Source organism: Streptomyces sp. NPDC001339 (assembly GCF_042895955.1).
In the GTDB taxonomy this organism is placed as follows: domain Bacteria; phylum Actinomycetota; class Actinomycetes; order Streptomycetales; family Streptomycetaceae; genus Streptomyces.
In genome coordinates this window covers 1-12322 of sequence record NZ_JBIAWT010000013.1, presented here as the reverse complement: position 1 = coordinate 12322, position 12322 = coordinate 1, and the positions used below count along the sequence as shown (strand labels likewise).

The following is a 12322-nucleotide window of genomic DNA, read 5'->3' as shown; positions in this document are numbered from 1 at the left end:
CCTCTCCGGCTCCTGGGCCTGTGCCGGAGCCATGCCCGGCACAGGCCCTAACGCACGCTCAGCGCTTGCTTGGCCAGGGTCCGCCCGAAGTGCCACATCAGGCCACCGCCGTTGTGGGCGTCGTCCATGACGGCCGTGAACGCCGTCATGAAACGGTCCACTTCCCGCTCGCCGATGATCAGCGGCGGGATCAGCTTGATGACCTCCAGGTGATCTCCGGAGACCTGGGTGAGGATGCGGTGCCGCTGGAGCAGCGGGACCACGACCATCTGGGCGAAGAGTCCCTTACGGGCCGCCTGGAGCATCGTCCAGCGGCCGCGCAGGCGCAGGGACGCGGGGCGGCCGAATTCGATGCCGATCATCAGGCCGCGGCCCCGGACGTCGTGCAGCAGCTCGTACCGGTCGACCAGCCCGGCGAGCCGGGAGCGCAGCAGCTCGCCGGTGTGCCGGGCGTTGGCGACGATCTCCTCGTCCGCCATCACCGCAAGCACGGCGAGGCCGGCCGCCATCGCCTGGGCGTTGGCGCCGAAACTGGCGGAGTGGACCAGGACCCGGTCCATCGACGAGTAGACCTTCTTGAAGATCCAGTCCTTGCCGAGGGTGGCGCCGACCGGGACGTAGCCGCCGGAGAGCGCCTTGGCGACACAGACCAGGTCCGGTTCGACGCCGTCCTCGTGCTGGTAGGCGAAGAAGTCTCCGGTGCGGCCGAGGCCGGTCTGCACCTCGTCGGCGATCAGCAGCGCCTTGTGCCGGTGCAGTACCTCCTGTGCGGCGCGCAGGAATCCGGGCGGGGTGGGGTGGACGCCCTTCCCCTGGATGGGCTCGACGACGAACGCCGCGACGTCGCCGCGCCGCACTTCGCGTTCCAGTGCCTCGAGGTCGCCCATCTCGACCGCGGTGTCGGGCAGCAGCGGGGCGAAGCCGTCCCGGAAGCCGTCCTCGCCGTTGACGGAGAGCGAGCCGGTGGTCAGACCGTGGAAGGCGTGGGTGCAGTAGAGGACGCGCGGCCGGCCGGTGGCGTAGCGGGCGAACTTCAGGGCGGTCTCGACGGCTTCGGTGCCGCTGTTGCCGAAGAAGACCCGGTCGAGATGGGGGGCGTGGCCCAGCAGCCGCTCGGCGAGCAGTCCGGGCAGTGGCGGGCAGTCGAAGCGGGTGAGGTCGGGCAGCTGGGCGTCCAGGACGTCGTGCAGCGCCTGCCGGACGACGGGATGGTGCCGGCCGAGGCCCATCACCCCGAACCCGGCGAGCATGTCCAGGTAGTCGTGGCCCTCACGGTCCCAGAAGTAGGCGCCCTCGGCCCGCTCGTAGACCTTGTCGAAGCCGATGGTGTGCAGCATCCGCGGGAGCTGGTGGTTGAGGTACCGGCTGTGCAGGTCGTACCGCTCGGCGCCGCGTTCGGCAAGCAGCTCGGTCAGATCGAATCCGCTCATGGGGCGCTCCCCTCGCCGGTCGGCGCGGCCTCCTTGCGGGCCAGTGCGGCGCTGATCCGGCCGGCGATCCCGTCGGGGGTGAGGCCGAGGTCGGCCAGCAGCTCACCGCGCCTGGCGTGCGGCAGAAACCGCTCGGGGATCCCGAAGGTGCGCAGCGGAACGTCCACTTCCGCGTCCCGCAGCGCCTGTCCGACCGCCCAGCCGACGCCTCCGGTACGGCTGTTGTCCTCGACCACGGCCACCATGACGTGCTGTGCGGCGAGCCGGGTGATGGCCTCGTCGACGGGTTTGACCCAGCGCGGATCGATGACGGTGGCGTCGACGCCGCGCGCGGCGAGCAGTTCGGCGGCCCGCAGACAGACCGGGGCCATCACGCCGACCGCGATCAGCAGGACGTCCGGGTGCGTCGCCTGGTACAGGACATCGACGCCGCCGATCCGGTCCAGGGCCGGGATCGGATCGTCCACCGGCTCCTTGGGGAAGCGGAGCACGGTCGGGGCGTCGGCCACGTCGGCGGCTTCCCGCAGCTGGGCGCGGAGCTGGTCGGCGTCGCGCGGGGCGGCGATCCGCAGGCCGGGGACGATCTGGAGCAGCGACAGGTCCCACACGCCGTTGTGCGAGGCGCCGTCGGTGCCGGTGACACCGGCCCGGTCCAGGACGAAGGTGACACCGCACCGGTGCAGCGCCACGTCCATCAGGACCTGGTCGAAGGCGCGGTTGAGGAAGGTGGCGTAGACGGCGACGACCGGGTGCAGGCCACCGGTGGCCAGGCCCGCCGCCGAGACGGCCGCGTGCTGCTCGGCGATGCCGACGTCGTACACCCGGTCCGGGAAGGCCTGGGCGAACCTCTCCAGGCCGACCGGCCGCAGCATCGCGCCAGTGATCGCCACGATGTCGTCGCGTTCCCGGCCCAGCTTGACGAGCTCGTCGCCGAAGACGGAGGTCCACGACGGCGCACCGGGCGGGGCGACGGGTGCGCAGGTCAGCGGGTCCATCACGCCGACGCTGTGGAAGTGGTCCGCCTCGTCCTCCAGAGCGGGCGGACAGCCGCGGCCCTTCTCGGTGAGGCAGTGCACCAGCACCGGTCCGTGGAAGCCCGCCGCGCGGCGCAGCGCCGATTCGACCGCCGCGACGTCATGGCCGTCGATCGGCCCGAGGTACTTCAGACCCAGGTCCTCGAACATGCCCTGGGGTGCGATGACATCCTTGAAGCCCTTCTTGGCGCCGTGCAGCGAGTCGTAGAGCGGCTGACCGACGACCGGGGTGCGCTGGAGCACGTCCCTTCCCCAGGCGAGGAACTTCTCGTAGCCGTCGGTGACGCGGAGAGCGGTGAGGTGGTGGGCCAGGCCGCCGATGGTCGGCGCGTACGAGCGCGCGTTGTCGTTGACGACGATGATCAGCGGGCGGTCCTTGGCGGCGGCGATGTTGTTGAGGGCCTCCCAGGCCATCCCGCCGGTCAGCGCACCGTCGCCGATGACGGCGACCACCCGGTCGTCCCTGCCGAGCAGCTGATGGGCCTTGGCGAGGCCGTCGGCCCAGCCCAGCACGGTCGAGGCATGGCTGTTCTCGATGACGTCGTGCGCGGACTCGGCCCGTGCGGGGTAGCCGGACAGTCCGCCCTTGGCCCGCAGCTTCGAGAAGTCCTGCCGCCCGGTCAGGAGTTTGTGGACGTAGGACTGGTGGCCGGTGTCCCACAGGATCCGGTCGGCGGGCGAGTCGAAGACCCGGTGCAGGGCGAGGGTCAGCTCGACCACGCCGAGGTTGGGGCCCAGGTGACCGCCGGTGCGGGCGACGGCCCGGATGAGGAAGTCCCGGATCTCCTCGGCGAGTTCGGGCAGGCGGGCCGAGGGGAGCGCCTTGAGGTCGCGCGGTTCCCGGATGTGTGCCAGCAGCGTCGTGTTCATCGGGTCAACCGCGGTTCGCCGCGATGGTCTCCTTGGCCGCCCGGAGGGATTCCTTGAGGGAACCCATGGTGGCGAGGACGGCGGTGGGCTCGTAGCCGCAGTGCGCCATGCAGTTGGCGCAGCGCGGGTCCTTGCCGCGGCCGTACTTGTCCCAGTCGGTCTCCTCGATGAGCTCGCGGTACGTCGGCACATAGCCGTCGCTCATCAGGTAGCAGGGGCGTTGCCAGCCGAACAGCGAGTAGTTGGGGATCGCCCAGGCCGTGCAGGGGAAGTCCGCCTTGCCTTCGAGGAAGTCCAGGAAGAGCGGGCTGTGGTTGAGCCGCCAGCGGCGCCGGTTGCCGCCGGCGAAGGCCTTCCTGAACAGCTCCCGGGTCTGCTCGACGCCCAGGAAGTGCTCCTGGTCGGGGGCCTTCTCGTAGGCGTAGGCGGGCGACAGCATCATTTCGTCGACCTTCAGGTCGTCGTTGAGGAAATTGAGCACCTCGATGACGGTCTGCGGAGTGTCGGTGTTGAAGAAGGTGGAGTTGGTGGTGACCCGGAAGCCGCGCCGCTGGGCTTCTTTGATGGCCGCCACCGCCTCGTCGAATACGCCTTCCTTCGCAACGGATTCATCGTGCCGCTCCCGCATCCCGTCGATGTGCACCGCGAACGCGAAATACGGCGAGGGTCTGAATTCGTCCATCTTCTTGCGCAGCAACATGGCGTTGGTGCACAGGAACACATATTTCCGCCGGGCCACCAGCTGCCGTACGATCTCGTCGACCTGCGGGTGCATCAGCGGCTCACCGCCGGCGATGGACACCATCGGCGCGCCGGACTCCAGCACCGCCCCGACCGCCTGCGCCACCGGCATCCGCTGTTTCAGCACACCCGCGGGGTGCTGGATCTTCCCGCAGCCCTCGCACTTCAGATTGCAGGCGAAGAGCGGTTCCAGCTCGACGATGAGCGGGAATTTCTCGCGTCTGCGGATCATCTTCTGTTCAAAGAGATAGGTACCGACCCGGATGGACTGACGGAGCGGCATGGCCATCTGGCTCACCTCCTGGGGAGCAGCAAAGAACGGTGCCATTCATAGAAAACGGGGAGCATGGAGCGCAGCACTGTGAAGGCTGATATTCCACCGCGTACGGTGCCGATGCGTACCAGCTCATGTTCTGGAGCGTCCACGACCACCCGGACGGCCGCAACCGGACGGCCGCCGGTGCGCCGGGCCGCCCCCAGCGTGGCCGCGGACTCCATGTCCGCCGCGATCGCGCCGGAGGCATGCAGCCGCTCCCGCTCGGCGCCGCGTACGACGTGGTCGGCGCCGCGCAGCAGACCGCTGTGCACGGTCCGGCCGCGCCGCCGGAGAGCCTCGAACAGCGGCGCGTTGTCGCGGCAGGGCACGTCCGGTACGCCCGGCCGGTGATCGCGGGTGGCCTCGGCGACGACCACGTCCCCCGGGCGCATGCCGGGGGCCAGGCCGGCGCAGAAGCCGCTGGCGATGACGGGGGACCATTCGGTGGCCGAGCCCCGGCTCAGCGCCGCGGTGAGGGCGCGTTCGGCCGCCTGCGGGCCCATGCCCGTACGGAGCACCACCAGCTCCGGACAGCCGGCCTCCGCCGCTCCCCCGTGGTCACCGCCGCGCAGTGCGAACCGTTCGATGCCGAGCGCACAGGCGACCAGCAGCGGCGGGGCCGCGTCCGGCGGGGGCCGTCTCGGCATCAGGCCCCCACCGGCGCACCGGCCGGTCCCCCATGGAGGTAGCGGCCCAGGGCCGTCAGGGGGAAGACCTGGCGGTAGAGGTGGTAGTTGATACAGAAGTCCCAGGGGAAGCCGGTGCCGGTGAACTGAGGCTCGTCCCAGGAGCCGTCCTCGCGCTGGGTGCCGGTCAGCCAGCGCACCCCGCGCCGTACCGCCTCGCTCTCCCGCTCACCGGCCGCGAGCAGCGCCATCAGCGCCCAGGCGGTCTGCGAAGCGGTGGACGTGCCGCGTCCGGCCCACCGCTCCTTGTCCTGGTACGAGCGCTGGTCCTCGCCCCATCCGCCGTCGTCGTTCTGCACCCGCTCCAGCCAGCACACGGCCCGGCGGACAGCCGGGTGCGAGCCGGGGACACCGGCCGCGGCGAGTGCGGGGAGCACCGAGCCGGTGCCGTAGACGTAGTTGGTTCCCCAGCGGCCGAACCAGGAACCGTCGGACTCCTGTTCGGCCAGCAGCCAGGCGATGCCCCGGCGGGTCCGGGGATCGTGGGTACGGCCGACATCGGCGAGCATCTCCACGACATGCGCGGTGACATCCGCCGAGGGCGGGTCGATGACCTCGCCGAAGTCGCAGAACGGCAGCCGGTCGGGCAGCGGGCTGGTGTTGTCGACGTCGAAGGCGCCCCAGGCACCGTTCCGGGACTGCATCCCGGCGGTCCAGCGCGCCGCGCGGTCCACCGCGGCCTGGACCCGCCGCGGGTCGGGGTGGGCGACCCGGCGCAGCGCGAGCACCACCTCGGCGGTGTCGTCGATGTCCGGGTAGTTGTCGTTGTGGAACTCGAACGCCCAGCCGCCGGAGGGGAGTCGGGGGCGCCGTACGCTCCAGTCGCCGGGCCGGTCGATCTGCTCGGCGAGCATCCAGTCGGCGGCCTTCACCAGCTGCGGGTGGTCCGCGGGCAGTCCGGCGTCGGCGAGCGCGATGGTGGCCAGGCAGGTGTCCCAGACCGGGGACTGGCAGGCCTCGATCATCCTGGCACCGTCCTCACGCCATACCGCGAACCGGTCCAGCGATTCCAGGCCGGTCCGCAGCACGGGGTGGTCGAGGTCGTAACCGAGGAGGTGCAGGGCGATCACGGAGTACACGGCGGGGGGCTGGATGCCGCCCCAGCAGCCGTCGTTCTCCTGCCGTTCGATGATCCAGCGGGCGGCGGAGCGCATCGCGGCGCCGCGCAGCCTGCGCGGGGCGACCTTGCGGTAGAGGTGCAGCGCCTGGTCGAGGCGCTGGAAGACGCCGTCCCAGGTGGTGACGGGGGCGAGTGGGCGCGACGGGTTCGGGTGCCGGGGGTCGGTGTGCAGCTCGTCGAGGGCGAACGGCGCCGGGCGGACGGGGCGTTGGGCCGAGACGACGGTCAACGGCACGATGGTCTGCCGGGCCCAGCACCCGAAGTCGTAGATGTTGAGCGGGAACCACTTGGGGAAGTAGAGGAGTTCCGGCGGCAGTTCGGGCAGGTCCTCCCATTTCCACCAGCCGAAGAGGGCCAGCCAGATGCGGGTGAACACCCGGGAGGCGGCGATGCCGCCCTGTTCGCGGATCCAGGCCGAGGACTTGGCCATATGCGGGGCGTCGGGTCCGTCCCCGGCGAGACGGAGGGCGACATAGCCCTCGACGGTGGTGGAGAGTTCGCCGGGCCCGTCGTGGAAGGTGGCCCAGGTGCCGTCCGTACGCTGCCGGCTCCGGATGTAGCGGGCGGCGGCCTCGGTGAGCTCGGGGTCCTGGATTCCCAGGAACTGGCGGAGCATCAGGTCTTCGGCGTCCATCGTGACGTTGGTCTCGAGGTCGCCCTTCCACCATCCGGCCGGGTCCTGCACGGAGAGCAGATATTCGGTGGCGCGTGCGGCCGCGCGGCGGGCGGCGTCCGCCGTGTCGCGCGGTGCGGCGGTCCGCGTGGGTGCGGAGGATTCAGCTGTCTCGGTGGCATCGCTGGCCGAGGGTTCCCGGGGCGGCAGCTTCCCGGTGCTTCCGTCGGTCGTCGCTGTCATGGCTTCCCCTTCTGCGGTGAACGGATCAGTGCTCAGCTCAGGGATTCCGTCGGCCGGTGCCCTCCCCCACTGCCCTCAAGGCGTGGGTGGTACCCCCGGGCACCGACCGGCGACTGCGATCTCTTCTTATGCGGTGTCGATGGTGATCATCTCTCTCGTACGACGACGAAGTCCGCGAGGGCGACGAGCTGTGCGCGGACCTGCTCCGGCATCTCGATCTCGTCCAGCGCGGCGATGGCGGTGGCGTGCTGCCGGCGGGCCTCCTGGGAGGTCCACTCCCGGCCGCCGGCCTCTTCGATCAACGCCGCGCGGGAGGCGAATTCCTCCTCCGTGAAGTCGGCGATCTCGGTCTCGCTCTTCTTGGCGTCGGCGGCCAGGATTCCGGCCAGCCGCTCGGAGGCGGGGCCCCCGGCGGCCAGCGCGGCGACGACCGGCAGCGACTTCTTGCGCTGGCGCAGATCGCTCCAGGTCTGCTTGCCGGTGGCCTCCGGGTCGCCCCAGATGCCGAGCAGGTCGTCGACCGCCTGGAAGGCGAGGCCGAGGTGGTAGCCGTACTTCTCGAGGGTGTCGGCGGTACGGTCGTCGGCGCCGCCGAGCACCGCGCCGATGGAGACCGCGCAGGCCAGCAGCGCGCCGGTCTTGTTGCCCTCCATCTCCAGGCACTCCTCGACGGTGACCCGCTCGCGGTGCTCGTAGGAGATGTCCTGCGCCTGGCCGTCGATCAGCTTGCGGGTGGCCAGGGTGAGCCGGCGGGTGGCGCGGCCGGCGTCGACGGTGCCGAGCTCCAGCAGTATCTCGTTGGCGAGGGCGAACAGCGCATCGCCGACGAGGATGGCCTGGGCGGGGCCGTGCACCTTCCACACCGTGTCGCGGTGCCGGCGCTGCTCGTCTCCGTCCATCAGGTCGTCATGCAGCAGCGAGAAGTTGTGCACCAGCTCGACGGCGACCGCGCCGGGGATGCCCGCCTCGGGGGCCGCGCCGGCGACCTCGGCCGACAGCAGGGCGAGAGCGGGCCGGACCGCCTTGCCGCCGTCGCCCGCGGTGGGATTGCCGTCGGCGTCGATCCAGCCGAAGTGGTAGGCGGCGACGGTGTCCATCGGAGCGGCGAGCCGGTCGACGGCGGCACGCAGCACGGGCGTGGCGAGTGTCCGCCCACGCTCCAGCAGCGCGGTGACGCTCGTGGTGTCGATAGCTGGGGAAGCCGGATTCACGGTTTCTCCTCTGTTTCCGGTGCTCGTGCTCGTGGGTGCGCTGGTACGCGTCGTCATGCCGCCTCCTGAGGCAACCGGCCTGGGGGAAAGCCGAGTTGGGTGAGTGCCTCGCGAGCGGCGGCGGTGCCGCTGCGGACAGCGCTTTCCATCGTCGCGGGCCACCCGGTGGCGGTCCACGCGCCGGCCAGGAAGAGGCCGGGGGCTCGGGTGCGGGCGGCGGGGCGGAGCCTGCCGACGCCCGGGGCGGGCGCGAAAGTGGCGGTGCGCTCGCGGGTGACGAAGAAGTCGAGGATCCTGGCGCCCCGGGCGGCGGGCAGCAGCCGCTCCAGCTCGGGCAGGTAGCGGGCCCGGAGCTTGGCGACCGGCTCGTCGATCTCTTCCTGCGCGGCGGACTGCGAGACCGCCAGGTACTGGCAGCCGCTCCCGCCGGGCGGCCCGAACTCCTTGGCAAGGCCGGGCAGTCCGGAGGCATGCGTGCGGTCGAAGACCCACTGCACCGGGGAGCCGACCGCGGCGAAGAAGGGGCGGCGCAGCACCGTGCGGTCGTAGAGAACATGGAGGTTGAGGATCGGCGCGGTGCCGATGTCCAGCAGCCGGTCCTTCGCGGGCAGCGCCCCGTCGGGCAGCAGGCCGTGCGTCTCGCGCTGCGGTACGGCGAGGACGACGGTGTCCGCGGTGAGCCGCTCACCGCCGTGCGGGCCGTTCGCCACCGACACCTGCCAGCCGTCGCCGGTACGGTCGACGGCGGTGGCGCGGGTGCGCAGGGCGATCCGCACTCCGGCCTTCTCCAGCGCCGTCCGGGCGAGGGTGTCGTGGACGTCGCCGAGCGGGACCCGGGACCAGCCGATGTCGGCCGCGCCCGGGGCCGACAGCAGCCCGGTCTTGAAGACCTTGGCGGCCAGGCCCAGCGAGGCGTCGGCGGCCCGGGCGTTGAGGGTGGCGACACCGACCAGGTCCCACAGCGCCTCGACGGCGCGGGCCGACTGTCCGTGGCGGCGCAGCCAGCTGCCGAAGTCGATGCCGTCCAGCTCCGGGTCGGCCGGGTCGAGGCCCTTGAGCGCGAGCGTGGCGCGCACCACGCCGGCCCGCTCGGCCGGTGACAGGTGCGGGTAGCGGGCGAGGCCGGCGGCGAGGTGCAGCGGGACGGGCAGTGCGGTGCGGCGCAGCCGTCCGAGCCGCATCCGCCCCGCGGAGCCCGTCCGGGACCGGGAACCGTCCCCCGGGTCCAGGACCGGTACGTCCATCCGGTCCTGCAACGGCACCAGGTGGGCGCCGCCGATCCGCTCCAGCAGCGCCTGGTAGGCGGTGCAGCAGCGCAGGTAGACGTGCTGGCCGTTGTCGACGCTCAGCTCGCCGCCGGCGAAGTCGCGACGGAAGGAGAAGACCAGTCCGCCGAGGCGGGGCCGGCCCTCGAGAAGGGTGACCCGCAGCCCGGCGTCGGCCAGCGCGAGCGCCGCGGTCGTGCCCGCCAGGCCGCCGCCCACGACCACCGCCGTGGTGGCATCCGATGTCATGTGATCTCCCCCTGTACCGCCTTCATGGACGCAGCCGTCCAGGGGAGGGTTGCCCGCCGCGCCGACGTGGGGTCACCGCTGCCGTGGGTGGCCCGGCGCATCATCCGCGCCTCCTGACGGCCTGCCGGCGGCCGATCGCCCGGGCGTCGAGGCCGGACAGCCCGCGCACCGCCACGAAGGCCTTCTCCCGGCCGGGCAGCGAGACCCGGCCGCGCAGTACCGCCTCGGGGTCGGCGGCGATCCGGCTGAGCAGGCGGTGGTAGATGCCGGCCATCGCGGCAACGCAGGCACCGCTGCGCCGGTCGAGCATCGGCAGCAGCTGGAAGCCCTCGGCGAAGAGCGCGCGGGCACGTTTCACCTCGTGGTGCACCAGACCGGCGAAGTCCGCGCCGGGCGGCGGGACGCGCCGGTCGAAGCCTGCCGAGCAGCCGAACTTGGCGAGGTCCTCGGCGGGGAGGTAGGTGCGGCCGTTGCGGGCGTCCTCGCGAACGTCCCTGAGGATATTGGTGAGTTGGAGGGCGAGGCCGAGGGTGTCGGCGTACTCGGGGGCGCGGTCGGCGTCCGGTGCGCCCGGGACGGTGCCGAACACCCCCAGCGAGAGCCGGCCGATGGCTCCGGCGACACAGCGGCAGTAGACCTTGAGGTCGTCCCAGGTCTCATAGGTCTCGCCGCGTACGTCCGCGAGGACGCCGTCGATGAGCTCGTCCAGCGCGTCCAGCGGGATGGGGAAGCGTCCGGCCGCGTCGGTGAGTGCGACGGCCACCGGGTCGGTGTCGTCCTCGTCGATCCGGCCGTCCTTGATACGGGTCAGCAGCGTCCGCGTGTCCTCCAGGCGCTGTTGTTTGGCGGCGGGGTCCAGAGTGCCGTCGCCGATGTCGTCGACCCGGCGGGAGAAGGCGTAGAGCGCCGACATGGCCTGTCGCTTGTCGGTCGGCAGCAGCCGGATGCCGTAGGCGAAGTTCCGTGCCTGCTGCCCGGTGACGGCCTCGCAGTAGCGGTACGCAGCGAGCACCGGCGCGGACGCGTGTGCGGTGGCCTCCACGGTCCGGCTCACCCCTCTCTTCGCAGTGTCGCCGCCACCTCGCGCAGCAGGCTGATCTTGGTCGGCTTGGGCGGTCCAGGGAGGACGTCGTATCCGGCGGCCGTGACCGCCTGGAGTGCGGCGCGTCCACCGGCCACGAAGCCGGCCAGCAGCAGCTTGAGTCTGCCGTGGACGCTACCCACCAGCGGAGTGCCTTCATTCAGCAGCTCACGGGCGCGTTCCGCCTCGTACGCGATCAACGCACGCACCGATGCGCCCCCGCTCGGCGCGGCCAGATCGGCTTCGCTGACACCGAAGCGCTTCATGTCCTCGGCGGGGAGGTAGATGCGGTCGCGCGCGAGGTCCTCGGCCACGTCCTGGAGGTGTTCGATGATCTGCAGGGCGGTGCAGACGGCGTCGGAGCGGCGGATCCGCTCGGGGCTCGACGCACCGGTGATGCCGAGGACGAGCCGGCCGACGGGGTTGGCGGACAGCTCGCAGTACGCGAGCAGGTCGTCGTAGGTGCCGTAGCGGCTCACCCGCTGGTCCTGGCGGTTGGCCTCGATCAGGCCGAGGAAGGGCTCGGGGGTCAGCCCGCGGCGGCGGACGGTCGGGCCGAGCCGCCGCAGCAGCGGATGCCGGGGCCCGGGGGCGCGGTCGCTGAAGACGCGCGCCAGGTCCGCCTCCAGGGCGTCCAGCAGGGCGAGCCGGGCCGCCCCGCTCTCGGCTTCTTCTCCGGCCTGTGCGCGGTCGAGCCCCAGGAGGACGGCATCGGCGCCACCGGGCGCGAGGTCGCCGTCACCGATGTCGTCGACCAGCCGGGCGAAGCCGTAGACGGCCATCAGGTCTGCCCGCCAGGCGCGGGGCAGGAAGAACGGCGCGACCGGGAAGTTCTCGTGTGCGGCCTGATCGAGCACGGTGCGCGTCTGGTCCCGTCCGTCGCCTGCCGCCGCCCTGCGGAGGAAGGCGCCCCGCGCCCGTTCGTTCTCTCGGCTCACCGGGGACTGCCCGGCGCATTTCGGTGCCGGAGCGAACCAGTAGCCATTGCCGTCACGTCTCCCGTTCTACACCGCCAAGCTAAAAGATCCTATTTCGGACACGCCGCAGCCGACGACGCACCCTGATCGAGCCCTCGCCACCCCTTTGGGGGAGAGTGCCCGCCTTGTACCACTTGTACTGTTCGGCACCCGTACAGCTTACGCCGTACAGCTCACCGGCGTCCGCCGGGATACCGAAGCCCAGGGCAACGATCCGGTCATCATCCGCTCCGGCCGAACTGCTCCCGGACCCGCCGGAGTTGACCGTCCCGCCACCATGGAGGGCCGGTCCCCGCACCGGCGAGGGCCCCCGCGAGCCGCACCCGCGGAGGCCCTCCCGACGGGCGGGACTACTTGCCCGTGAACTTCTCGTACTCCTTGATGACCTCATCGGTCGGGCCGTCCATCCGCAGCTCGCCGCGCTCCAGCCACAGGACGCGGTCGCAGGTGTCGCGGATGGAGTTGTTGTTGTGGCTGACCAGGAAG

At 71.7% G+C, this 12322-nt stretch carries 9 protein-coding genes and 1 pseudogene; all 10 read right to left on the bottom strand.

Annotation, left to right across the window (positions count from 1 at the left end):
• Window positions 1-47 precede the first annotated feature (47 nt).
• Window positions 48-1430 (bottom strand): aspartate aminotransferase family protein, encoded by a 1383-nt coding sequence (locus tag ACFY12_RS30385; protein WP_390719142.1) that lies wholly within the window; start codon window positions 1428-1430, stop codon window positions 48-50.
• Window positions 1427-3334, bottom strand: coding sequence for a 1-deoxy-D-xylulose-5-phosphate synthase (gene dxs, locus ACFY12_RS30380; protein WP_390719141.1), 1908 nt, complete (start codon window positions 3332-3334; stop codon window positions 1427-1429). The genes ACFY12_RS30385 and dxs overlap by 4 nt, the downstream gene beginning before the upstream one ends.
• A gap of 4 nt (window positions 3335-3338) precedes the next feature.
• Window positions 3339-4364: an adenosyl-hopene transferase HpnH gene (gene hpnH / locus ACFY12_RS30375; protein ID WP_390719140.1), complete on the bottom strand. Its 1026-nt coding sequence runs from the start codon at window positions 4362-4364 to the stop codon at window positions 3339-3341.
• Between the two features lie 5 nt (window positions 4365-4369).
• On the bottom strand, window positions 4370-5038 hold the full coding sequence (locus tag ACFY12_RS30370) for a 1-hydroxy-2-methyl-2-butenyl 4-diphosphate reductase (RefSeq protein WP_390719139.1): 669 nt from the start codon (window positions 5036-5038) through the stop codon (window positions 4370-4372).
• Window positions 5038-7053: a squalene--hopene cyclase gene (gene shc, locus ACFY12_RS30365; RefSeq protein WP_390719138.1), complete on the bottom strand. Its 2016-nt coding sequence runs from the start codon at window positions 7051-7053 to the stop codon at window positions 5038-5040. Before shc ends, ACFY12_RS30370 begins: the two co-directional genes overlap by 1 nt.
• Window positions 7054-7199: 146 nt before the next feature.
• Window positions 7200-8321 (bottom strand): polyprenyl synthetase family protein, encoded by a 1122-nt coding sequence (locus tag ACFY12_RS30360; protein ID WP_390719137.1) that lies wholly within the window; start codon window positions 8319-8321, stop codon window positions 7200-7202.
• On the bottom strand, window positions 8318-9778 hold the full coding sequence (gene hpnE / locus ACFY12_RS30355) for a hydroxysqualene dehydroxylase HpnE (RefSeq protein WP_390719136.1): 1461 nt from the start codon (window positions 9776-9778) through the stop codon (window positions 8318-8320). Before hpnE ends, ACFY12_RS30360 begins: the two co-directional genes overlap by 4 nt.
• Before the next feature lie 100 nt (window positions 9779-9878).
• The gene (gene hpnD / locus ACFY12_RS30350; RefSeq protein ID WP_390719135.1) at window positions 9879-10832 is read right to left on the bottom strand and encodes a presqualene diphosphate synthase HpnD; all 954 of its coding nucleotides are present in this window, start codon (window positions 10830-10832) and stop codon (window positions 9879-9881) included.
• Window positions 10829-11716, bottom strand: a complete 888-nt coding sequence (hpnC, locus tag ACFY12_RS30345) for a squalene synthase HpnC (RefSeq protein ID WP_390719281.1) — start codon at window positions 11714-11716, stop codon at window positions 10829-10831. The genes hpnD and hpnC overlap by 4 nt, the downstream gene beginning before the upstream one ends.
• 470 nt (window positions 11717-12186) lie before the next feature.
• Window positions 12187-12322: pseudogene (locus ACFY12_RS30340) on the bottom strand (ABC transporter ATP-binding protein); the annotation flags it as partial.